The following is a 25,255-nucleotide window of genomic DNA, read 5'->3' as shown; positions in this document are numbered from 1 at the left end:
AGCACAGAAGATGCGTCGCAGTAAATCCGGCTGCCAGAGTCGTACCCGAAGCTGTCCTGACTCTAGGAGGGTCGATGGAAGCAGACACTTTGCTGCCGCGAACCGAGCTGTTGAGGCGCGCGGTCGAGCTCGGCCCCGTGCTGAGGGCCAATGCGCAGGCGTCGGAGGAGCGCAGGCGGCTCAGCGTTGACACGCTCGAAGCGCTGGGCGGCTCCGGTCTGCTGCGCATGCGGGTGCCGCGTCGCTACGGCGGCTACGAGTCCGACATGCGGACCGTCACCGAGGTGCTGGCCGAGCTGGCGCGTGGCGACGGCGCCACCGCCTGGACCGCATCGGTCTGGCTGATCAGCAGCTGGATGGTCGGCCTGTTCCCGGACGCCGTGCGCGACGAGGTGTTCGCCGATCCCGACGTGCGGATCAGCGGGATCCTCAGCCCCGGCGCGGTGGCCGTACCGACCGCCGGCGGTTACCTGGTCAACGGGAAGTGGTCGTTCAACACCGGTGCCCAGCAGAGCACCTGGAACGTGAACGCCGCCGTCCGACCCACCCCGGACGGGCAGCACGAGCCGGTCTCGGTGCTGATCCCGATGAGCGACCTGAAGGTGATCGACGACTGGCATGCCGCCGGCATGCGCGCCTCCGGCAGTGTCACGACGGTCGCCGAGGACGTCTTCGTGCCGGCCGAGCGCGTACTGCCGGTAGGCCCGGTGATCGGTGGCGTGCACCCGCTGCAGCAGGACCCTGCCGCGCCGATGTGGCGGGCCCCGTTCATGCCGATCGCCTGCACGACCGTCGGCGCGACCATGTACGGGCTCGCGATCGCCGCCCAGGACGCCTTTCTGGAGCGGCTGCCCAGCCGCAAGATCACCTACACGGAGTACACCGAACAGAGCGCCGCACCGCTGACCCATCTGCAGGTGGCCGGCGCGGCGGTCGGAGTGGACGAGGCCGGTTTCCACATCCTGCGTACCGCCGATCTGATCGACGCCAAGGCGGCCTCCGGCGAGCCGTGGAGCCTTGAGGAACGGGCCCGTGCCCGGCTGGACCTGGGTGCGACCTGTCTGCGCGCCAAGGAGGTCGTGGACGTGCTGGCCGGCGCCAGCGGCGGGTCTTCGCTGTACAACAGCGTGCCGATCCAGCGGATCGAGCGCGACATAAAGGCGCTCAACCTGCACGCGATCATGCACCCCGACACCAACTTCGAGCTGTACGGGCGCCTTACCTGCGGCCTGCCACCCAATACCCAGCACCTCTGATGTCGCCCTGGAGGAGACATGAGCACCCAGCAGTCGGCTCTTAGCACGGCAGAAATCACCCAGCGCGTCTCGGCGATCTGGACGGATGTCCTGGGCCCGGGCTCCGATCGTCCCGGCGCCACGTTCTTCGAGCTCAACGGGCAGTCCATCGCCGCCGTGCAGATTGCCGCGGCGATCGAGGAGCAGCTAGGCGTCACCCTCGACATCGGGGATCTCTTCGAGGACCCGGACCTGGAGACCCTGACCCGCGTCGTCCTCACCGCATCCAGCGATTCGGCGGGCTGACCGTGGGGACCGCGACACACGAACTGACGCACGTCGGGTCGGATGCGGACCTCGACGATGTGGTGGCGATTCTCGACCGCGAGGGAGCGGTGGTCGTCGAAGGCTTCACCGACTCGGTGACGCTCGCCGGGCTCCGAGCGGACCTCGGACCCGGCCTCGAGGACGCCAGTTACAGCGAGAGCGGTTACGACGGGCAGAAGACCAAGCGGCTGTCCAGCTTGTTCCGGCGGTCGACGCACATGAGCCCCGTCGTGACCCAGCCGCTGTTCCTCGGTTCCGCCCGGCGGCTGCTGCAAACTCCACGGCACATCTGGATCGGCAAGGTCCGAATGGAGGTGACGCCGAGTATCCAGATCAGCTTCACCCAGGCGATCCGGATCGACCCGGGCCAGGGCCGGCAGCCGTTGCACCGCGACGACGCGATGCATCTGTGGCGGCATCCCGGGCCACCGTGCCGGCTGCAGCTGATGCTGGCCATGACCGACTTCACCGCGGCGAACGGCGCGACCCTGGTCGTCCCCCGCAGTCACCACTGGGACGACGAGCGGGCCCCGTCGTACGCCGAGGCGATCCCGGCCGTCATGCCCGCCGGTTCCGCGCTGCTCTGGCAGGGCGGTGTCTACCACGGCGGCGGGGCCAACACCACGGACTCGCCGCGGTACAGCCTCTCCGTCGCGCTCGACCTGGGCAACCTGCGGCAGGAGGAGAACCAGTACCTCGCCGTCCCCCAAGAGACCGTGCAGACCCTGCCGGAGGAGGTGCAGCGGCTGCTCGGTTGGGAACGCTGCCCGCCCGGCCTCGGCCAGGTCGAGACGCAGGATCCGCTGCTGCTGCTGGAGCAGTCCCTGCAGGAACTCGCCGTCAAGCCGCGTGGTGCGAATCCGTTGATGTAGCGCGCCTGCCCGGGGCCCACCTGACCTGGTCGGCCCCGGCGGCCCGCCGACCCGTGCCTTCGCGAAATGCTGCCGGTGCGCGCTGCGACAGTAGGCGCACCGGCAGCGGCGTTCACCGGCAGGCCCACTGGGTTCGCAGCCGAACCGTGACTGCCCCGGGGTACGGGCGGACAGGCCGCCCGCAACCCCGGCGGGGTGGTGTCAGGTCCCGGTGACGATGCTGCGCGGCCGCATGTCGGTCCAGTTCCGCTCGATGTAATCGAGGCTCACCTGCCGGTTCGCGGCCGGTTGGACGCTGTGCCAGCCGGCCGGAACGGCGACCGACGCCGGCCACAGGGAGTACTGTCCCTCCTCGTTGATCAGCACCAGGTAGTCGGCGTCGTCGTCCTCGAACGGGTTGGTCATCGTCGCTCCATCGGTCGTCGGTCGGTCATCGGGAACGCTTGAGTTCGGCGGCGATGATCGGGCCGATCTCGGTGAGCGGACCCTGGCGCATCATCGTCGTGTGGTGACAGTCGATGGGGTGCTCGTCGAGATTGCCAGTGACGTGATCGCGCCAGGTGGCGGCTGCGGAGTCGCCGTCGCGGGTGGCGGTCAGCAGGACGGCGTTGCCGTCGAAGACGCCCGGTGCCGTCTGCGCCAGGATCCGGTGGGTGTGCACGCCGCTGTCGATCAGCGACTCGAGGTCGATGCCGGTGGCACCGACGTCGTCGCCGATGGCCATGGCGATCGCCTCACGGGCCACGTCGCCGCTTGCCGTGATCGGCGCCGAGTCCAGCAACGCCAGGAACCGTACCTGCTCGCCGTCGCGCCGCAGCCGGCACGCGACGGCGTGCGCGATGACCCCGCCTGCCGACCAGCCGAGCAGGTGGTACGCGCCGCCCGCCTGAACCGTCCGGATCTGGGCCAGGTAGTCGTCGACCAGTTCGTCGAGATCGGCCGGCGGATGCGAGCGGCGCGCCTGCAGGCCGTACACCGGATGGTCCGGCAGGTAGGGCAGCAGGCCGGCGTAGCACCAGCTGAGGCCGGAGATCGGATGGACGCAGAACAGGGCCGGTGCGCTGCCGGCGCGCCGGATCGGCAGCAGGACGTCGCCGGCCGCTGAGGGCGACGCAGCCCGGTCCAACTGGCGGGCCAGGGCCGCGGGGGTCGGCGCGGCGAACAGCGCCCGCATCGTCAGCTGCACGCCCAGGGCCGAACCGATCCGGCTCATCAGCTTGACCGCCAGCAGGGAGTGACCGCCGAGCTCGAAGAAGCCGTCGTCGACCCCGACCCGCTCCAGGCCGAGCGTCTCGGCGAACAGGCCGCACAGGGCGACCTCACGGGCAGTGCGCGGGGCGCGGCTGGTCGCGGTGAACTCCGGTGCCGGCAGAGCCGCGCGGTCGAGCTTGCGGTTCGGAGTGACGGGGAAGGCGTCCAGCGTCACGAAGGCCGACGGGATCAGGTGGGCCGGGACGATCTTGCGCAGCCACTCCCGCAGCTCGGCCGACGTCGTCCTGGTGCCCGGCGTGTTGATCAGGTACGCCACCAGACGCGGATCGCCGGGCCGATCCTCGCGGACCACGACGACGGCCCGGTCCACGCCGGGGTGACCGGTCAGCACGCTCTCGATCTCACCGAGTTCGATCCGGAAGCCCCGCACCTTGACCTGGCCGTCCATCCGGCCGAGGAATTCCAGGTTGCGGTCACGCCACCGCACCAGATCACCGGTGCGGTACATCCGGTCACCCGGGGCACCGAACGGGTCGGCGACGAACCGTTGCGCGGTCGCCCCCGGCCGGTTGAGATAGCCGCGGGCAAGTCCGGGACCGGCCAGATACAGCTCGCCGGTGATCCCGGGCGGCACCGGTTGCAGTGAGCTGTCCAGGACGTACAGGCGCATGTCGCGTACGGCTCGGCCAATCGGAGGTGCCCCCGAACCGGTCAGCGGGTCGCTGACCGTGGCGACGCTGGTCGCCTCGGTCGGCCCGTAGATGTTGTAGAAGGATCGCCCGGTCGACCAGCGTGCCGCCAGGTCCGCCGGGCAGGCTTCACCGCCCACCAGCACGGTGAGATCCCGAGGCACCTCGTCCGGGTCGAGCGTGGCCAGTGAGGAGGGCGGCAACGTGAGATGGGTGATCCCACGTCGGTGCAGCAGTTGCGCCAGGGCCGGTCCCGGCATCAGTTGGTCGGCCGGCGCGAGCACCAGCCGTGCCCCCGCCGAGAAGGCCATGACCATCTCCCACACGGACGAGTCGAAGCTGGGCGAGGCGAACTGCAGAACGGCGTCCCCCGGACCGATGCCGAACCGTTCCGCCTGGTCCATGGCGAGGGCGGCCAGACCGGCGTGCGGGACCAGCACGCCTTTCGGCTTACCGGTGGAACCGGACGTGTAGATCAGATACGCGGGGCTCAAGGGCGACGGCCGAGGTGCGACACCGGGCCGCAGCGGCTCACCAGGCTCGGCCGAGTCGAGCAGCAGGACCGGGCAGCGGTGCGGCGGAAGCGTCGCGGCGATCGGGCCGGTGGTGACCATCAGCACGGGTGCGGCGTCGCTCAGCAGGTACGCGATCCGTTCACCGGGATACTCCGGGTCGACTGGCAGGTACGCCGCGCCGGCCCGCTGCACCGCCAGCATGGTGGCGATCAGGTCCGCCGATCGTGGCAACGCCAGCGCCACCACGTCCTCCGGGCCGACACCGTGTGCGACGAACATCCCGGCCAGTTCGTCCACCCGCGCACCGAACTGGGCGTACGTCCACTCCACGTGCTCGTCGACCACCGCGATCGCGTCCGGGGTCGCGGCGATCGTGGTCTCCAGCAACTCGGGGAAGGTGCGAAGCGGCACGGACCGGTCATCCTCGGCCGGTAGCACGAGGCGCCGGTCCTCGGCGGAGAGCAGCGGGAGCTTACTGATCCGGGTCTGTGGATCGGCGGCGGCGGCGGTCAGCAGTCGCACGAAGCGGTCGGCCAGCGCAGCCGCGGTGGACCGGTCGAACAGGTCGGTGCGGTACTCGAGTTCGCCGTCGACGCCGTCGCCGTCCTCGCTCAGGTTGAACGTCAGGTCGAACTTCGCCCCGACTCCGCCGACGGGTTCGGGTTCGGCGCGCAGCCCAGGCAGGGTGATCTCGGCGTCGTCGGTGTTCTGCAGGACCAGCGCCACCTGGAACAGCGGATGGCCGGCGAGGGACCGGACCGGGTTGAGGATCTCGACGAGACGATCGAACGGAAGGTCCTGGTGGGCCAGCGCGGCCACGGTGCCTCCCTTGACCCGGGCCAGCAGGTCGCTGAACGTGGGGTCGCCGGACGTGTCGGTGCGCAGCACGATCGTGTTGACGAAGAACCCGATCAGGTCGTCGAGCGCCTCGTCGTGGCGACCGGCGACGACCGTACCGATCGGCAGGTCGGTCCCGGCGCCGGAGCGGGTCAGCAGGGTGGCGAGCCCGGCCTGGAGCACCATGAACAGCGTGCATCCGTGCTCGCGGGCCAACCCGGCCAGTGCGGTGTGCACGTCGGCACCGAGGCGGAAGGCAACCACCCCGCCGCGGTGATCCGTGATTGCTCCGCGGGGCCGGTCCGTCGGAAGGTCCAGCATTTCCGGGAGGCCCTGGAGGGCGTCGCGCCAGAAGGCGATCTGCGCGGCCAGCGTGCTGTTCGGCTCGTGTTCGTTGCCGAGCGACCGGCGCTGCCAGAGGGTGTAGTCCGCGTACTGGACGGGCAGGGCGGGCCAGTCCGGTGCGGTGCCGCGCAGCCGGGCGGCGTACGCGGTGCCGAGGTCGCGGGTCAACGGTGCCAGCGACCAGCCGTCGCCGGCGATGTGGTGCAGCACCACGACCAGCACGTGCTCGTCTTCGGCGAGCCGGAACAGATGCGCTCGTAGGGGCGGCTCGCTGCCCAGGTCGAAGCCGGTGCCGCAGGCGTCGGCGATCGCGTCCGCCAGCGAGCCGGGCGAGACGTCGGTCACCACCATCTCGGGCCGTGCCGTGCCGGCGTCGAGGATCAGCTGGCAGGGCTCACCGTCCACGTCGGGGAAGATGGTTCGCAGCGCCTCGTGCCGGCCGGTGAGGTCGGCGAGCGCCTCCCGTAGCGCCTGGTGATCCAGTGTGCCGGTCAGCCGGAGCGCGAACGGCAGGTTGTAGGTCGGGGCCAGGCCCTCCAGCCGGTGCAGGAACCACAACCGCTGCTGGGCGAAGGACAGCGGCAGAACCGCCGGGCGGTCGACGCCGCGCAGCGCCGGCCGGTCGGCGGCCCGCCCGGCGGCGGCCAGCCGCTCGGCCAGTCCGGCGACGGTGGGCGCCTCGAACAGCAACCGGACCGCAAGGTCCGCGCCGAACACCGACCGGATCCGGGTGAGCAGCCGGGTGGCCAGCAGCGAGTGCCCGCCGAGCGCGAAGAAGTTGTCGTCGACGCCGACCGTCGGAACCGCCAGCAGTTCGGTGAACAGGCTCGCCAGTGTCTGTTCGGCCGGCGTGCGCGGCTGGCGGGAGTCCGCCGCGACGGTGAAGAGCGGCGCCGGCAACGCGTCGCGGTGCAGCTTGCCGTTGGTGTTCATCGGGATCCGGTCGATCGGTACGATCGCCGCCGGCACCATGTAGTCCGGAACCGACCGGCTGGTGAACCCGCGTAGCTCGCCCGGATCCGGATCTGCACCCGCCTCCGGCACCACGTAGGCGACCAGGCGTGGATCACCGGGCCGGTCCTCGCGAGCCACGACGACCGCGTGCGCGATCGCCGGGTGCCCGGTGAGCACCGACTCGATCTCACCCGGCTCGATCCGGAACCCGCGGATCTTGATCTGGTCGTCGGTGCGGCCGAGGTACTCCAGCGTGCCCCCGGCCTGCCAGCGCACCAGGTCCCCGGTGCGGTACATCCGTGTCCCGGGCGGGCCGAACGGGTCGGCGACGAATCGCGTGGCGGTCAGCCCCGGCCGGCCGAAGTAGCCCCGGGCCAGCCCGGCGCCCGCCAGGTACAGCTCACCGGCCACGCCGGGCGGCACCGGTTGCAGATCGGGGCTCAGCACGTACGCCCGGGTGTTGGCCAGCGGGCGGCCCAGCGAGACAGGCCGGTCTCCGGTGATGGGGCTGCGGAGGGCGTCCACCGTGCACTCGGTGGGGCCGTAGTAGTTGGCAGCGCTGGTGCGGGTCGCGGCGCTGATCTCGGCCCACAGCGGCGCGTCGATCGCCTCGCCGCCCACCGAGAGCAGCGCGGGTGTGTATCCGCTCTGGTCGAGCAGCCCGGCGGCGAGCAGCGGCCGGGCGTACGAGGGGGTCACGTCGAGGAAGTCGATGTGGTGCTCGCGGACGTAGGCGACGACGGCGTCGGTGTCGGCCCGCCGTTCCTCGTCGACGACGTGCAGCGTGTGCCCGTCGACCAGCCACAGCAGTTCCTCCCACGACGTGTCGAAGGAGAACGAGGCGGTGATCGCGACCTGGACCGGGCGTACCCGCGCCGCCATCGGCTCGAACAGGGTGGTGCGGTGCTCGTGGTGCAGGTTCGCCAGATTCCGGTGCTCCACCACGACCGCCTTGGGTCGCCCGGTGGAGCCGGAGGTGTAGATCAGGTAGGCCGGATGTTCCGGCAGCAGCGGCTGTACCCGCTCCCGCTGGCCGAGGTCGCCGTCCGGCTGTCCGGCCAGCAGGTCGTCGCCGACCTCGGTGAGCACCATCGCCGGGGAGGCGTCCTCGATCATCGCGGCGATCCGGTCACCGGGCAGGCCGGGGTCGATCGGGATGTAGGCCGCGCCCGCCTTGAGTACGCCGAGGATCGCGACCACGAACTCGCTGGTACGCGGCAGGATCAGCGCGACGCGGTCCTCCGGCCCGACGCCGGCTCCGGCGAGGTGACGTGCCAACCGGTTCGCGCGGGCGTTGAGTTCGGCGTGCGTGAGCCGGCCGTCCCGGGCCACGACGGCGGGCAGGTGCGCCACCGTGGGAAGCTGGCGTTCGTACAACTCCGGGATGGTGACCCGGGCGACGGGATGCGCGGTGTCGTTCCACTCGGTGAGAACCTGCCGGCGTTCCGCGTCCGACAGCAGCGGGCACCGGCCGAGTTCCGTCTGCGGCGCGGCGGCGATCCCGGTCAGCAGGGTCTCGAAATGCCGCAGCATCCGCTCGGCGGTGGCCTCGTCGAACAGATCGGTGTTGTACTCCAGCCGGCACAGCAGGCCGTCGCCGCGCTGATAGACGTCCAGCGACAGATCGACCAGCGCGCCACCCGGGCCCACATCCAGGCGTTCCCGCACCTGCACACCGGTCAGGTCCACTGGCTTGTCGTTCAGATTCAGCAGGTTGAACATGACCTGGAACAGCGGATTTCGGCTCGGGTCACGGACCGGATTCAGCTCTTCCACCAGCCGCTCGAACGGCACCTCCTGGTGGGCGAACGCGCCGTGCGCGGTTTCCCGGGCCTGCGCCAGCAGTTCGGTGAAAGGCATCCGGCGGTCGAGCCGGGCGCTCAGCACCAGCGTGTTGACGAAGAACCCGATCATGCGTTCCAGTTCGACCTCGGTACGCCCGGCGACCGGCGTACCGACACAGATTTCCGTAGCCCCGCTGTAGTGGTGCAACAGGGTCTGGAAGCCGGCCAGCAACGTCATGAACAGCGTGGCGTCGTGGCGTCGGCCGAGTTGTTCCAGATCGGTACGCAGCTGGGCCGACAACCACCGGTCGGTCACCGCGCCGCGGTAGGTCTGCACCCGAGGCCGCGGCCGGTCGGTCGGCAGTTCGAGCTCGCCGGACAGATGGGCGAGACGGCCCTTCCAGTACGCCAGCCCGGTGTCGAGAACGTCAGCCAGCCGGTCCCGCTGCCACAGGGCGAAGTCGCCGTACTGCACGGGCAGTTCGGGCAGGGGCGACTCGCGGTGCTCCAGGAAGGCGTTGTACAGGCGACCGAGTTCGTCGCAGAGAATGTCGATCGACCAGCCGTCGATGACGACATGATGCATGGAAAGCGCGAAGACGTGCCGGTCCTCGCCGGTCCGGTACAGGGTCGCGCGCAGCAGCGGGCCGCTGGCCAGGTCGAACGGCTGCCGCAAACTGTCGCGCAGAGCGTCGGCGAGCCGCCGCTCGGGTTCGTCCGCCGCGCAGAGGTCGATGAGCGCCAGATCTACCGGCGCGGCGGGCCGGACCACCTGGATCGGCTCGCCGTCGTGTTCGATCAGCACCGTGCGCAGCACTTCGTGTCGCCGGACGACCTCGGTGAGGGCAGCGCGCAGCGTGTCGACGGCGAGAGGGCCGTCCATGTCCAGGACAAGCGGGATCGTGTAGGCGCTGTCGACGCCGGCCTGCTCCAGGAACCACAGCCGCCGCTGCATGAAGGCGGCAGGCAGTGGCTCGTCGCGGTCCGAGCGGGCGGCGATGCCCCGCCGCCGGCCGACGCCGGAGGCATCGACAGCGAGGGCCAGCGCGGCCACGGTCGGATTGTTCAACACCGCCTCGATCGGAATCTCCCGCTCGAAGCGGACACGCAGCCGCGAGGCGAGCTGGGTGGCGAGCAGCGAGTGCCCGCCCAGCTCGAAGAAGTCGTCGTGCCTGCCTACCCGGTCCAGCCCGAGCAGGCTCTGCCACACCGCCGCGATCGCGGCCTCGGTCCCGTCGAGCGGCTCGTGCGCCACCACCTCGTCGGTGTCGTCCGGGCCGGCCGGCGGTTCGGTGACCGGCTCGGTGTCGTGCGGTTCCTCGTCCAGGGCCCACCAGCGGCCGCCACGCCAAGCGTGCACCCCGCCGGCGCCGCCCGTCGGTGGGCGGGTGGGCGCCTCGCCACCGTCGAGATCGAACACCGTGATCGAGGCTGTCCGGCGCAGCTCCTCGACCAGCTCGGTCAGCGGGCCACCGTCGAGCAGGCCCCGGCCGAGCAGGATGACGCGTACGCCGGCGGGTGCGGCTTCGGCGGTGAGCCGTACCAGCTCGGCCTGGAACTGCCCGCCGGCGTCCGCTCCGACCGCCACTGCGATGGCGGGTGCGGTCGCGCCCGCCGTCGCGGCCGGCGCGTCCTTCAGGGTGCAGCGCCGAACGCCTGTCGGTTCGGCGGCCATCGCGGTGAGCAACTCCGGTGCCGGGACGTCGCCGACGGTCACGAGAACGTCGTGCCGGCGTGTTCCGGAGCCCGGGGTGGCGAGCCGGCGCCGCGTACCTTCGCAGTCGATCCGCTCGAACGGGTGCGGTGGCAGCGCGCACCGACTCGCCTCGTCCAGCAGGTCTTGAACCGGAATTTCGAAGCCGCGCTCCCACAACCGGGCCAGCCCGGCGAGCAGGCCCTGTTCCTCGCCGTCCTGCACAGCACCGGCGAGCGGCACCGCCAGATGATCCGTGCTCCACGCGGGGTGGGCCCGCACCATGCGGCTCATGGTCTGGCCGGGCCCCAACTCCAGGAACACTCGGCACGACCCGGCGAGCAGGGTGTCCACGCAGTCGGACAGCCGTACCGTGTTCACCGCGTGGTCGGCCCAGTAGTCGCCCCCCACCAGCGCCGCGGGATCCGCCCAGCCGCCGGTGAGATTCGACAGCACCGGCAACGACGGCATGTTGGTGGGAATCTGCGCCGCCACCTCGCGCAGCCGGTCCGCAGCCGGCCTGACCGCCGTGGTGTGGTACGCCGCGCCGAGATCCAGCACGCGGTCGCTGACGCCGTCGGCCCGCAACGCCTCGATCAGTTCGACCGGCCCACCCAACACCGAGTACTGCGGCGCCTCGATCGCCACGGTCAGCCCCGGCCGGGCCGTCACCAGCGCCCGCACCTCCTCCGGCGGCGCGTGCACGGCCAGCATCCGGCCGGGTTCGGCGTCGCCGAGGAGCCGGCCGCGCTCGTGCACGAACCGCAGCGCGTCGGAGGGAGTCCACAACCCGGCGACGGCCGCGGCGACGCACTCGCCGGCACTGTGGCCGAGCATGGCGACCGGCTGGATGCCGAACTCCTGGAACTGTCGGGCGAACGAGAACCCGAGCGCGAACAGCGCGAGCTGCTCGTGCATCAGGCTGCGCAGCCATTCCTGGTGGTCGCCGGGGCGCAGGACGGTGCCGATGTCGATCCCGAAACGCTCGCCTGCCTCGGCGGCCAGGGAGTCGAACACCTCGCGGAACACCGGCAGGTGGCGGTGGGCGGCGCTGCCGAACCCGGACCTGAGCACGCTCGTGCCGGGAAACAGGAAGGCGGTGTCGCGCCCGGCGGTGGCCCGCACCGGCGGTGCACCCGAGCGCAGCGCCTGGACCGCCTCCGCGCGGTCGGTCGCCACCACGGCGCTGCGGTGCGCGAACCGGCGCCGCCCGGTGGCGAGGGTGAAGGCCACGTCGTCCAGCGGGTCGTCGGTGGACTCCAGGTGCCCGGCCAGCTCGGTGCGCATCGTACGCACCGCCGGTGCGGTGGTTCCGGCCAGGCAGAACACCCGGGGCCGTGGCGTCGCGGCCCGTCTCGGCGACACCGGCGGCGACTCGAGAACCACGTGCGCGTTGGTGCCGCCGACCCCGAACGCGCTCACTCCGGCCAGCAACGGGCCCTCGGCGGGCAGCGGCCTGCGGTCGGTCGCGATCCGAAACGGCGTGCTGTCGAGTTCCAGGCCGGGGTTCGGTCGCCGGAAGTGCAGCGTGGGCACCAGCTCGCGGTGCCGCAACAGCAACGCGGTCTTGATCAGGCCGGCCGCGCCGGCTGCCGCGCCGGTGTGGCCGATGTTGCTCTTCACCGCGCCGAGCCAGCAGAAGCCCACGTCGTCGGTGGACTCGCGGAAAGCCGCGGTCAACGCGGCCACCTCGACCGGGTCGCCCACCCGGGTGGCGGTGCCGTGCGCCTCCACGTACGAGATGTCGCGCGCCGCCACGCCGGCCTGCGCGTGCGCGAACTGGATGACGTCGCGCTGCCCGGCGAACGAGGGTGCGCTGTATCCGATCTTCTCGCCGCCGTCGTTGTTCAACGCGGACCCGCGGATCACCGCGACGATCCGATCCCGGTCGGCGAGCGCGTCGGAGAGCCGCCGCAGCACGACCACGGCGACGCCGCTGCTGCCGACGGTGCCGCTGGCCGAGGCGTCGAACGGGCGGCAGTGCCCGTCCGCCGACTCGATGTAACCCTCCTCGTAGAGGTAGCCGGTGACCTGGGGCAGCCACAGCGAGGCGCCACCGGCCAACGCCGCGTCGCACTCGTAGTTCATCAGGCTCTGCGCCGCCTGGTGCACCGCGACCAGCGAGGTGGAACAGGCCGTCTGGACGGTGATCGCCGGGCCGCGCAGGCCGAGCTTGTAGGCGACCCGGGTGGCCAGGTAGTCCTTGTCGTAGCCGATCATGCGGGACAGCCCGTCGCCGTCGGACCCCTGCAGCGCGGGGTTCATCATGTCGCAGCCGGCGTAGACGCCGATCCAACCGCCGAAGCGCTGCGGGTCGATGCCGGCGTCGTCGAGCGCCACCGACGACGTTTCGAGGAAGACCCGCTGCTGCGGATCCATGGCGGTGGCCTCGGCCGGGCTGTAGCCGAAGAAACGCCGGTCGAAGCACTCACCGCCGTCGAGTACGCCGCGCGCCGGAACGTACCGGGGATGCCGCGCCAGTGCCGGCTCCACCCCGGCGGCGACCAGTTCCGCGACGGTGAACCGGCGGATCCCCTCGACGCCCGCCCGGAGGTTCTGCCAGTACGCCCCGGTGTCGGCGGCACCCGGCAGCCGGCAGGCCGTGCCGACGATGGCGATCGCGTCGTTCTCGCTCATGAGGGTCCTCCGGTCTTCGCGGATCGGGCGGACCGGGCCTGGCGGGCGCGCTGCGCACGCTGTGCCCGGCCACGGACATCCGCCGCGGCCGACGGCTCGGGTGCTCCGCCGGCCAGCGCCTGCGCGAGGGCGTGCACGGTCGGGTGCTCGAAAAGGCGCCGGATCGGCAGGGTGATCGACAGTTCGCGTTCCAGTCGGGCGTGCAGGGTGCCCAGCAACAGGGAGTTGCCGCCGAGGTCGAAGAAGTTGTCGTGTGCGCCGATGCTGTCCAGGCCGAGCACCCCCGACCACACCGCGGCGATCCGCTGCTCGGTCGCGGTAGCCGGTGCGGTCCAGGTGGTCTGCCCGACCCGGTCCTCGCGGCGAGGCCGGGGCAGCGCCTGCTCGTCGAGCTTGCCGCGATGGTTCAGGGGCAGGGCGGGCAGCCACACGACGGCGTTGGGCACCATGAACTCCGGCAGCCGGGTCTTCAGCCGGGCCAGCACCGACGGGGTCTGCGGGGCGCCGCCCGGCGGTGCGACCAGATAGGCGACCAGCGGTGCGGCCTCGCCCGGGAAGCCGCGCACCACCGCCTGGTGCACCTGCGGATCGAGCAGCAGCTGTGCCTCGATCTCCGCCGGCTCGATGCGGTAGCTACGGATCTTGAGTTGCCGGTCCAGCCGGCCCAGGTATTCCAGCGTGCCGTCCGGCAGCCAGCGGCCACGGTCGCCGGTCCGGTAGACCCACCCCGGGCGGCCGTCCGGATCCCGGTCGCTGAACCGGTCACGGGTCAGCTCGTCGCGCCCCCGATAGCCCTGCGCCACGGTCGCCCCGCCGACGAGGATCTCGCCGGGCATCCCGACAGGGCAGCGCTGCCCGGCGGTGTCGAGCACGTACAGGCGTACCCCGTCGATCGGCCGCCCCACGCAGTTGAGTGCGGTCGCCGTGGCCGGGTCGAGCACGTGGGTGGTGGTGATGTACGTCTCTGTCGGACCGTACGCGTCGCAGATCCGGTACGGCGTGGCCGGTGGAAGCGACGTCAGCGCCGAGCCCGCGAAGAACAACCACCGTAGCGACGACGGGGCGGCGCCGGCCGTCCACAGCGCCTCGGCCACCGGCGTCGGCGCGAAGAACATCGTGACTTCCCGCTCCTGCAACCAGGCCGCCAGTTCCGGGACCACGACCGACCGTTCGTACGGCAGCAACTGCGCGCCCCCGCACAGCGCGGGCCACACCTCGTACTGGGTCATGTCGAACGCCACGCTGTGGATCTGGCTGACCCGGTCGCCCGGCCCGACGTCGAAGGTGTCGACGTGCCATCGGGTCACGTGCGCCAGGCTCCCGTGGCTGTACGCGACACCCTTCGGCTCCCCGGTGGTGCCCGAGGTGTAGAGCACGTACGCCGTCGAGTCCGGATCAACCGGCGTGGGCGGCACGTCCGCATCGGCGTCGGGTACGTCGCGGACATCGACGATCGCGGTACGCGCCGGCACGGCGCCCGACAGCCGGGCCGGGTTGTCGGTCACCACTGCGCTCGCGCCGAGGTCGTCGAGGATGAACCGGATTCGGGCGTCGGGGTACACCGGGTCCAGCGGGCAGAAGACGAAGCCCGCCTGCCAGGCGGCCAGCATGGCCACCACCAGATCCGCGCCGCGCGGCAGGACCAGGGCGACCACCGGCCCGGGCCCGCTGGCGAGCGGTCGCAGCGTGGCGGCCAGCGACGCGGCCCGCCGGTTCAGCGCGGCGTAGCTGAGCACACCGCCGCCGAAGTGCACGGCTGGCGCGTCGGGTTGAGCGGCGCACCGCTGGGCGAAGAGCGCGGGCACCGTCGTCGCCTCGCCGGCCGGCGCCGTCTGCTCGAAACCGGCGAGTTCCGCCAGGTCACCGGAGTCGGTCAGGTCCAGTGTGTCCACCGGACGGTCGGCGACGGTGGCGAAGGAGTCGACGAGACGGCCCAGCCAGGCGGCCATCCGCTGCGCCTCGCCGTCGGTGATCCGGTCGCCGCGGTACAGCAGCGTGCCGTGCAGCCGGCCCTCGATCTCCTCGAACCCGACCGTGATGCCGAACTTGGCGGCGTACCCGGCACCGGCGTGGTCCAGTTCGATCGGGGTGAGGGTGGCACCGCCCAGCGACACGGTCGCCGGTCCCGCGGCGGTCGCGGCCAGCACCACGTCGGCGTACGGTGTCCAGCCCGGCCGTCGGGGCGGCCGCAACCGGTCGACGACGTCCTCGAAAGGCACCCGTTGGTGGTCGAACGCGCTCAGGACGGTCTCGCGCATCGCGAGCAGGAGATCGCGTACGGTCGTGCCGGGGTCGCACTGCGATCTCAGTACGACGGTGTTGAGGCATGGACCCAGCACGTCGGGGAACTCGTCACGGCTCGCCACCGGGCAGCCGAAGGTGATGTCCTGCTGCCCGGTCCACCGGTGCAGCAGTGCGGCGAGCGCGGTGGCGGCCACCATGAACCAGGACACGCCGTGCTCGGTCCGGATGCCCTGTAACCGGCTCAGCGCCGCCGGGTCCAGCGGAATCACCGCCGAGCCCGGTGGCCCGTGGCGTAGCGGCGGGGTCAGCGCCGGAAAAGCCGGAGCATCGGACAGCCGCCGCGCCCACTCATCGAGGGCTTCCCGGCCGGCCGTGCTGGCGCGTTCGTCGGCCTGCGCCAGCGCGACGTCCCGAAACTGCGGGCGGTTGGACGGCAGCATCTCGGCCAGCGGCAGCCGCGCCAGGTCGGTGATCCGGTCGAGGATCCGGCCGAGCCGCTGGGCGAGGCGCCGGGCCCGGGCCGCGGTGTGCCGGTCGCCGCGGTACGACAGAACGCCGCTGAGCCGGCCGCCGTCCTCGACGAAGGTGACCGTGAGCCCGAACTTCGCCTCGTGCTGCCAGCGGTCGAACGGCATCGGGGCCATCGTGGCCGGGCCCAGCGGGTGCCCGGCCGCGTCGCCCGTGACCAGGTTCAGCGCGACGTCCAGAAACGGGGTGTGCGCGTACCGGCGCCGGGGCTGCAACCGGTCCAGTACGGCGGGCAGCGGCACCGCCTGATGCTCGAAGGCGTCGAGCATGGCGTCGCGGATGTCGAGGAGCAGGTCGGTGAAGCTGGTCGAGTCCGTCGCCTCCGAGCGCAGCACCACGGTGTTCAGGCAGGGACCGAGCACGTCGGCGAAGTGCTCGGGCTCCCGGTTGGCCATCGGCAGGCCGAAGGTGACATCGTCGGCCCCGCAACTGCGGTGCAGCCAGGCGGCAACCGCCGCCACCGTCACCATGTACCAGGACACCCGGTGCTCGTCGCACAGCGATGCGGTCCGCTCGACGAAGTCGGGGGAGAAGGGTACGGCTACGGCGCCGTGCGGTTCGCATCGTTGCGGTGCCGCACCCAGGCTCAGCGTGTCCGGGGCGCCGCTGAGCCGGTCGACCCAGTAGTCGAGTGAATCCTCGCCGGCCACCCCGGCCAGCTCCTCGTCCTGCCACCGGGTCACCTCGCTGAACTGGACCGGTGGTGGCAGGTCGGCGGTGGGCAGGCCGAGGGCCCGGGTGTAGCCGTGATTGAGGTCGCGGTGCAGCGCCGGCAGTGACTGCGCGTCGAAGACCATGTGGTGCAGGCACAGCAGCAGCACGTGTTCACCGGGTGCGGTCGCCAGCAGGCGGGCGCGCAGCGGCCGGCCGACGGCCAGGTCGAAGGCGGTCTGCGCCTCCTGGTCGATCAGCACGCTGATCCGTTCCTGCCGTTGCGCCTGCGGTAGCGACCCCAGGTCGACCTGCTCCAGCTCGGGAACCCAGGGTGCGGTCACCACCTGGTGCAGCCGGCCGTCGCGGTGGTGGAAGGCTGTCCGCAGGATCTCGTGCCGGTCGATCAGGGCGGTGAGCGCGGCCAGCAGCGCGGCCGGCTCCAGCGCGCCGGTGATCCGCCAGGCCAGCGGCACGTTGTAGACCGGTCCGGTGGCGTCCAGCTGCTCAGCGAGCCACATCTGCTCCTGGATGCTGGACGCCGGGATGCCGGGCCCGCCGGGCGTGGGCGCCGGTGGCAGCGCCGAGTCGGCGGCCGCGTCCAGATGGTCGGCCAGCTCCTGTAGCCGGGGTAGGCGGTAGAGGTCGCGCACCGTGATCCGCAGCCCGGTACGGGCGGCGATCTCCGTGGTGAGCCGGGGTACCAGCAGGGAGTGGCCGCCCAGGTCGAAGAAGGAGTCGTCGGCGCCCGGCGCCGGACACCCGAGCACCTCGGTGAAGATCTGCGCGAGCAGCCGGCCGGTCGCGGTGGCGGGCTCGGCGTACGGGCCGGATGCCAGTCGTGCGCCCCGGTCCCGCAGCTGTCGTCGGTCGACCTTGCCGTTGCCCGTCAACGGGAACGCGTCCACCACCCGGAACACCGTCGGGATCATGTACGCGGGCAGCCTCCGGCCGAGCAAGGCGCGCAGGTGCGCCGGGGACGGCGGCGGGCCGTCGCAGACCAGGTAGCCGGTCAGGGTTTCGTCGTCGCCGAGTAGGACCACCGCATCGCTGATCTCGGCGCGTTCCCGCAGCAGGGTCTCGATCTCGCCCGGTTCGACGCGGAATCCGTGCAGCTTGATCTGGTTGTCCACCCGGTTGACGTACTCCAGCTCGCCGCTGGGCAGGGCCCGGACGAGATCGCCGGTCCGGTAGAGCAGGCCGCCGTGCGGATCGGCGGGATCCGGGCGGAACCTGTCGTCGGTCAGTTCGGGACGCCGCAGGTAGCCGGCGGCCACCCCGTCACCGCCGATCCACAGTTCGCCGTGTGCACCCGGCGCCACCGGGCGCATGGCGTCGTCCAGCACGTGCAGGGTGGTGTTGGTGACAGGCTCACCCAGGGTGACCGGGCCGGTGGGGGCGACCCGGCTCGCGGTCGACCAGATGGTCGTCTCGGTGGGGCCGTAGAGATTCCAGACCGCGTGGGCGCGCGGCAGCAGTTCGTCGGCGAGCGTGCGCGGCAGCGCCTCACCGCCGCAGAGGACGGTCAGCCCCGGATCGCCCGGCCAGCCCGCGGCCAGCAGCATCCGCCAGGTTGCCGGGGTGGCCTGGACGTGGGTGGGCCGAGACCGGGACAGGTGCCGGACCAGCGAATCGCCGTCGCGCGCCGTCTCGGCGGGCGCCACCTCCACCGTGCCTCCGGTGATCAGCGGGAGGAACAGTTCGAGTGCGGCGATGTCGAAGCAGACGGTGGTGAGGGCGAGCATCGTGTCCTGCGCGCCGAATCCCGGTCGGCCGGCCATGGAGCGCAACAGGTTCGCCAGCCCGCGATGGGTGACCCGGACCCCCTTGGGCTGCCCGGTCGAGCCGGAGGTGTAGATGACGTATGCGATGTCGTCCCCGGTCACCGCCTGCGGGGCGGCCGACCGCCCACTGGCCAGCACCTGACTGAGCAGCACGGTCTCGACGCCGGTGGCGGCGATCTCGGGGCCCGGCATCCGGTGCGCGATCAGCAGGCTCACGCGGGCGTCGTCGAGCATGCCGGCGATGCGTTCCGGCGGATAGATCGGGTCCAGCGGCACGTAAGCCGCACCGGAGAGCAGTACGCCGAGCAGCGTCGGCACCAGATCGGCGCAGCGGTCGAGGTACACCCCGACCAGGTCGCCGCGGCCGAGACCGCGGGCGGCCAGGTGGCCCGCGACGGCCCGGGCCTGACCACCGACCTCGGCGTAGCTCAGCGACGCACCGTCGAAGACCAGCGCGGTACGCTCCGGCGTGCGCTCGACCTGGTCGAGGAACAGTTCGGGAAGGGGACGTGCCGGTGCGGCCCGGGTGACCGTGCCGACCGGCCGGGCGTCGCCCGTGCCGACGTCCCCGACAGCCGCGTCGTAACAGTCCTTCAGCTCGCGCAGGAACAGCTGGCAGGACGTGGCGTCCCAGACCAGGTGGTGCGCACACAGGGACAGCACCTGTTCCGACCCGTCCAGGTCGGCGAGGCCGATGCGGAGCAGATGGTCACCGTCCATGCCGAACGGGCGGCGCGCGGCGCCCCGTAACCAGGCCGACAGTTTCTCGTCGGCGTCCGGCTCGCCGCGCAGGTCGATCCGGTCTAGGCCGGGCCGCCAGGCGTCGCCGATCTGCTGGTGCAGCCGGCCGTCGCGTTCGGTGAACGTGGTCCGCAGGATCTCGTGCCGCTCGATCATCCGTGTCACGGCCAGTTCGAGTGCCTCGGCCGCCAGATGGCCTCGGATCCGCCACGCGAACGGCACGTTGTAGAGGCCTACGTCGAGCTCCATCCGCTCGGCGAACCACATCCGTTCCTGGACGCTCGTCGCCGGCGTCTCGGTGGTGGTCATCTCCGTGCCCCCCTGAGTTCTCGCACGGCAGCGGCGAACGCCTCGGCCGTGGGGTGGTCGAACAGCGTTCGTACGCTGATCCGGACGCCGAACTCGCGACGCAGGCGGCCGACCACGCGAGTGGCGAGCAGCGAGTTGCCGCCCAGATGGAAGAAGTTGCCGGTGACGCCGATCTCGGTGGCGCCGAGCAGGTCGGCCCAGACCCGGCAGATCGTCTTCTCCAGCTCGGAACGCGGCGCGACGAAATCCGCCCCCGGACCGGCCTGAACCGGCTCCGGCAGCCGGGCCCGGTCCACCTTGCCGTTGGCGTTCAGCGGCAGGTGGTCGAGCAGCACGATGTCGCTGGGCACCAGATGACCGGGAAGGGTCTGCGCCAGCCCGGCCTGTAGGGCGGTCACCGACATGTCGGCGGCGGCGTGCGGGACCACGTAGGCGACCAGCCGGGCCCCACCGTCGCCCGGCTGGACCAGCACGAGCGCGGTGCGGACGCCGGGTTGGGCGGTCAGCTGGGCTTCGATCTCGCCCGGCTCGACGCGGTAGCCACGGATCTTGACCTGGTTGTCGCGTCGGCCGAGGAAGTCGAGCGTGCCGTCCGAGCGCCACCGCGCCAGGTCGCCGGTGCGATAGAGCAGGTCACCGGGGCTGCCGTACGGGTCCGGCACGAATCTCTCCGCAGTCAGCGTCGGGTCCCCGAGGTAGCCGTGCGCCAGGCCCAGACCCGCCACGCAGAGCTCGCCCGGTACGCCGACGGGGACCAGGCGAAGCGCCGCGTCGGTCACGTAACAGCGGGTGCCGCGGATCGGTGTGCCGATCGGCACCGCGACCGCGTCGTCCGGCACCTCGGTGATCCGGTGCGTCGTGCTGAAGGTGGTGTTCTCGGTGGGGCCGTACCCGTTGAGCAGCCGGGTCGGTGCGTGTCCCGAGGACAGCACGGTGCGGATGACGGAGGGATCGAGCGCCTCGCCGCCGACGATCACCGTACCGATGCCGGCGACCGCGTCCGGCACCTCACCGATCGTGTGGTTGAACAGCGAGGAGGTCATCCAGAGCACCGTGACGCCGTACCGGCGCAGGTCCCGGGCCAGCGCCGCCGGCTCGACGACCGTCTCCTTCGACAGGACGACCAACTCCGCGCCGGTGAGCAGGGCACCCCAGATCTCGAAGGTGGCGGCGTCGAAGGAGATGCTGCTGCTGTGGGCGACCCGCTCACCCGGCCCGAGGCTGACGTAGTCGGTCTCGTGCACCAACCGGACCACGGCGCGATGTGGCACCCGGACACCCTTGGGTCGGCCGGTCGAACCCGAGGTGTACATGACGTACGCGAGGTCTTCCGGACCGGCCGCCGGCGGTGCCGGCCGGGGAACCTCCGTAGGCAGGGAGTCCACCAGGATCACCGGCCCGTCCCAGCCGGGGGTGCGCTGCGCGTACGCGGTGCCGGTGACCACCACGGCGGCGCCGGCGTCACCGAGCAGATAGGAGAGCCGATCGGCCGGGTAGCCCGGGTCCAGCGGCAGATAGTGGCCGCCTGCCTTGAGGATGCCGAGCAGGGCGGCGACCTGATCGATCGAGCGGTCCAGGCAGACACCGACGCACGGGGCCCGCTCGCCGGTGTACGCCCGTACCGCGGCGGCGATCAGCTCGGCCTGCGCGTCGAGTTCGGCGTAGGTCAGCACCTCGGTTCCGTGCCGCACCGCCGGCGCGTCCGGGCGGACCGCGACCTGGTCGGCGAAGAGTTCCGGCACGGACTTCGCCGGTGGGTGCAGTGGTGTGTCGGCATTGCCCCAGACCAACAGGTCGGCCTCATCGGCGGGCGCCAGCAACGGGAGCATGGACACCGGCCTTGCCGGGTTCTCAGCCGCCGCAATGAGCACCCGTTCCAGATGCCGCAGCAGCCTTTCGATCGTGACCGGCTCGAAAAGGTCCCTGCGGTAGTCGACGTCCACCACCAGGTCGCCGTCCAGCTCGGACACCATGACGTCGAGTTCGAACTTGACCACGCCGGGGTCGAAGACGAACTCGGCGACCGTCGATCCGGGGATTCGCAGCGGGTCGGCCGGTGTGTTGAGGAAGGAGAGCACGACGTTCACCAGCGGCGGCCGGCTCAGGTCCCGGTCCGGGCTGTGCAGGTCGGCCAGCCGCTCGAAGGGCAGGTCCTGGTTCTCCCGGGCCTGCAAGGCCGTCTCCTGAACCTGGGCGAGCAGGTCGGTGAAAAACGGGTCATCGGAGAGGTCGGTGCGCAGCACCACCGTGTTGACGAAGAAGCCGAGCAGATCCTCGAACTCGGGGCGGTCGCGGTGAGCGATGGCGGCACCGAAGGCGATGTCGCCCTGACCGGTGTGGCGGGCCAGCACCGCCGAAAGCCCGGCCGCCACCGCCGTGAACAGGGTGACGTCGTGCCGCGTGGCCAGGTCGCGTACCGCGTCCAGCACCGGTGCCGGGATCCGGTGTCGGGCCCGGGCGCCGTCCCAGCACTGCACCGGAGGCCGGGGCCGATCGGTGAGCAGTTCCAACGGGGCGAACCCGGACAGTCGCTCCTGCCAGTACCGCAGCTGCGGGTCGAGCTTGTCGCCGGTCAGCGTTTCCCGCTGCCACCGGGTGAAGTCGGCGTATTGCACGGCCGGCTCGGGCAGCGGCGACGGGAAGTCGAGCAGGTACGCCGCGTACAGCTCGGAGAGTTCGCGCAGCAGCAGGGAGAGTGACCACTGGTCGGCCACCAGGTGATGCAGGCAGACCAGCAACACATGGTCGTCCTCGTCGATCCGGAACAGTTGCGCCCGCAGCAGCGGGCCGCGGCGCAGCCCGAACGGTTGCAGGACGTGCTCGCGGGCCAGCTCCGCGGTTCGCGCCAGCCGCTCCTGCGGTGTCCCGCCGCCGACCGAAACGACCGGGAGCGGCACGTCCTGCGACGGTTGGATGCGGTGTACCGGTTGCCCAGGATGCTCCTCCGCCACGACGGATCGCAGCACCTCGTGCCGGCGGACCACCTCGGTGAGGGCACGGGCGAGCAGATCCGGCGCCAGCGGGCCACGTACCCGATGCGCGGTCGGGATGTTGTAGCCGGTGGCGCCGGGATGCAGCTGGTCCAGGAACCACAACCGGTGCTGGGCGAAGGACAGCGGTGCCGACATCAGACCACCTCGTACCGGTCGGCGGACGCCTCGATCCGCTGCGCGATGGCCGCGACCGTCGGAGCCGCGAGCAGTTCCCGTACGGGCACGTGTACGCCGAACTGCCGCACGATCCGGGCGGACAGCTGAGCCAGGGTCAACGAGTGCGCGCCCAGCGAGCGAAGGTCGTCGTCGCGGCCGGCACCCGCCCGGCCGAGAACCTGCTCGGCCAGCGTGGTCACCGCCTGCTCGACGGGGGTACGGGGCGCGGCCGAGGACGGGCGCTGTCCGTCGAGCCAGTGCGGTGGCGGCAACGCGTTGCGGTCGACCTTGCCCACCGGGGTCAGCGGGAGACGGTCCAGTACGACGTACACGTCCGGCATCTCGTACGGGGCGAGTCGTGCCGCCAACGCTCGGCGCAGGTGCAGCCGGAGGTCGTCGTCCCGGCCTGGGGCCGGTGCACCGGTGGCGAGCACGTCGGGGACGGTCTCCGGACCCGGCCACGGGATCCCGGCCGGCTCCGGTACGCAGTCGTGCAGCCATACCGCATCCACCGAGCCGTCCGGCCGTCCCGCCGCCCAGCTGAGCCGGACACGATAGGGCAGACCGATGGTGAGCGCGTGCAGGTCGATCATGGACGGCAAGCCGGCAGCCGACCGAACGCGGGCCCGCAGCACGTCGGCCGTCGTCTCACCGGCGGCGGCCGTCCAGGCGGCGAATCGCATCGCGGCCTGGGCATGCGGGATGGCCCGTACCCCCAGCACCCGATGCTCCCCGGCGCGCAGCCGCGCCCGGAGCACGGCCAGATCCAGCCCGTCGCCGGTCCAGTCGAGCCAGTCGAACTCCGGCGCCGGTGGCGTCTCACCGACGTGGAACAGCACGTCGTAGCGGCTCGGCCCGTCCCGGTCGAAGCGTGGCACGACGTGCGCCACCGCCGTCGAATCGGCGAAGGCCGCGGGGTGGATCGCCAACGCTGTGTCGGCGCGCATCCGGGCGTACGTCCGCCAGCGGAGTTCGGCGCACGTGGTGTCATCCGGCGCCGCCGCCAGTTCGGCCGTGCAGTGGAAGGCCGGCAGCAGGGCGAGTGACCGTACGCCGCTGACCACGACCGTACCGCCGTCCGAGGTGAGCCGCGTCGCCCGCTCGACGGCAGCCAGCACGTCGCCGACCGAGCCGAGGCCCGAGGCGTGTGCGTCGATGAGCACGGTGGCGAAGCCGGTGTGTGGCGACGCCGCGAGCCCGGCCACCGAATCAAGCCGGATGTGCGACCCGCACACCTCGCTGAGGCCGGGTACCCCCGGCCCGATCTCGAGCAGCGACTCCGGTGCCAGTGCCCGGATCCTGGCCACCGTGGCGGCGTCGCTTCCGGCGGGCTGCGTAAGGGGGGACCAGCCGGCCGTGCCCGCCGCCCGGTTTGGGGTGGGCTCGACGTAGGCGACGAGCTGAGCTGTCTCCGGCGACGGCCGGACCGCAGCGACGGCGGCTTGCCGGACATCCGGCTGCTGTAGCAGCACGCGTTCGATCTCGTCGGGCTCGATGCGGTGCCCACGGATCTTCACCTGGCGGTCGATCCGGCCGACGAACTCGAAGGCGCCGTCCGGCCTGCGTCGGGCCAGATCACCCGTCCGGTACGTGCGCCGGCCGCCGGTCACGCCGAAGCGCTGGGCAGTGAGGTCCGGCCGCCCGCGGTATCCCCGGGCCACCCCGGTACCCGCGACGACGATCTCTCCGGTGTCGCCCTCGGGCACCGGTCGGCCGTGCGGGTCGAGCAGTTGGACGTCGATCTCGCCGAGGGGACGGCCGATCGGGATCGGCCCGTCGTCGCTGGCCGAGTCGGCGACGACCGCCGAGGTGACGTACACCGTCGTCTCGGTCGGACCATAGATGTTGATCAAGCGGAACGGCAGGCCGGGACGGGGGCGTCGCCGTAGTGCCTCGCCGCCGGTCACCAGATACCGCAGCGGGAGGGTCCCCAGATCGGGCTGGGCGAGGAAGATCTCGGCCAGTGCGGTGGTCAGGAAGCACACTGTCACGTGGTTGTCCCGTAACGCCCGCAGCAGGCCATCCGGATCAGCACGGTCCTCGTCGGAGATCGCGATGGCATGCCCGCCCACGCTCAACACCGGCCACAGATCAAGGATCGACGCGTCGAAGCTGAGCGGGGCGGCCAGCGATCCCCGGTCGGCTTCGGTCAGGCCGAGCGCGGCGATGTGCCAGTCGCACAGGTCCGCGATGCCGCCGTGCTCCAGTTGCACACCCTTCGGCGGACCGGTCGAGGCGGAGGTGTACATCAGGTACGCCAGGTCGGCGCGGCCCGCCGGTTCGGTTGGCGAGGTGGCCGGCAGCGCGGCGAGGCGTGCGGCGACGGTATCCAACCGCACCACGGTGCAGTCGGTCACCGTGGGTGGCGCCGCCCGGGTGAGCAGTACCTGCGCCTTGCTGTCCTGCAGCATGTACCGCAGGCGGGCGTCGGGGTAGCCGGGGTCGAGCGGCAGCACGGCGCCGCCGGCCCGGAAGACGCCGAGCAGTGCCACGTAGTGGTCCAGACCTCGATCGAGGTGGATCGCGACCACGACGTCTCGCCGTACGCCGAGCTGACGCAGGTGGTGGGCCAGCCGGTTGGCCCGTTCGTCGAGGTCGCGATAGGTGAGCGTGCCGTCGGCACAGGTGACGGCGGGTGCATCCGGCGTCTGCCGGGCCCATCGTGTGACCGCCTCGTGCACTGTGCGTGCATTTCTTCGGTGATCCACAGCGATGTCCTTCCCCTGGGGAATTGCCGCCTCGCCAGCAA

General features: G+C 71.7%; 8 protein-coding genes. 3 read left to right on the top strand and 5 right to left on the bottom strand.

Features of this window, described 5'->3' with window-relative positions:
• The first annotated feature begins 74 nt into the window (after positions 1 to 74).
• The 3 genes from AB0M35_RS24180 to AB0M35_RS24170 are packed head-to-tail and all read left to right on the top strand — an operon-like array spanning position 75 to position 2,434.
• Entirely contained in the window at positions 75 to 1,256 is a 1,182-nt protein-coding gene (locus tag AB0M35_RS24180) for an acyl-CoA dehydrogenase family protein (protein ID WP_363748050.1), read from the top strand.
• An 18-nt stretch (positions 1,257 to 1,274) separates the two neighbouring features.
• The gene (locus AB0M35_RS24175; RefSeq protein WP_363748049.1) at positions 1,275 to 1,541 is read left to right on the top strand and encodes a phosphopantetheine-binding protein; all 267 of its coding nucleotides are present in this window, start codon (positions 1,275 to 1,277) and stop codon (positions 1,539 to 1,541) included.
• A 2-nt stretch (positions 1,542 to 1,543) separates the two neighbouring features.
• Positions 1,544 to 2,434 carry a phytanoyl-CoA dioxygenase family protein gene (locus AB0M35_RS24170; RefSeq protein WP_363748048.1) on the top strand — a complete coding sequence of 297 codons (891 nt, stop codon included), beginning with the start codon at positions 1,544 to 1,546 and terminating at the stop codon, positions 2,432 to 2,434.
• 201 nt (positions 2,435 to 2,635) lie between these two features.
• Here the strand turns inward: AB0M35_RS24170 and AB0M35_RS24165 are convergent, their stop codons facing one another.
• The 5 genes from AB0M35_RS24165 to AB0M35_RS24145 are packed head-to-tail and all read right to left on the bottom strand — an operon-like array spanning position 2,636 to position 25,187.
• Positions 2,636 to 2,839: an MbtH family protein gene (locus tag AB0M35_RS24165; protein ID WP_363748047.1), complete on the bottom strand. Its 204-nt coding sequence runs from the start codon at positions 2,837 to 2,839 to the stop codon at positions 2,636 to 2,638.
• 25 nt (positions 2,840 to 2,864) lie between these two features.
• The gene (locus AB0M35_RS24160) at positions 2,865 to 13,100 is read right to left on the bottom strand and encodes an amino acid adenylation domain-containing protein (protein ID WP_363748046.1); all 10,236 of its coding nucleotides are present in this window, start codon (positions 13,098 to 13,100) and stop codon (positions 2,865 to 2,867) included.
• Positions 13,097 to 19,357: an amino acid adenylation domain-containing protein gene (locus tag AB0M35_RS24155; RefSeq protein WP_363748045.1), complete on the bottom strand. Its 6,261-nt coding sequence runs from the start codon at positions 19,355 to 19,357 to the stop codon at positions 13,097 to 13,099. Before AB0M35_RS24155 ends, AB0M35_RS24160 begins: the two co-directional genes overlap by 4 nt.
• Entirely contained in the window at positions 19,354 to 22,485 is a 3,132-nt protein-coding gene (locus tag AB0M35_RS24150) for an amino acid adenylation domain-containing protein (RefSeq protein ID WP_363748044.1), read from the bottom strand. The genes AB0M35_RS24155 and AB0M35_RS24150 overlap by 4 nt, the downstream gene beginning before the upstream one ends.
• Positions 22,485 to 25,187, bottom strand: a complete 2,703-nt coding sequence (locus tag AB0M35_RS24145; protein ID WP_363748043.1) for an amino acid adenylation domain-containing protein — start codon at positions 25,185 to 25,187, stop codon at positions 22,485 to 22,487. Before AB0M35_RS24145 ends, AB0M35_RS24150 begins: the two co-directional genes overlap by 1 nt.
• Positions 25,188 to 25,255 lie beyond the last annotated feature (68 nt).

The sequence above is a fragment of the Micromonospora sp. NPDC051196 genome (assembly GCF_040682415.1).
Classification (GTDB): Bacteria; Actinomycetota; Actinomycetes; order Mycobacteriales; family Micromonosporaceae; genus Micromonospora.
Note: the sequence above shows the minus strand (reverse complement) of the source record. Positions and strands in the feature narration are given on the sequence as shown.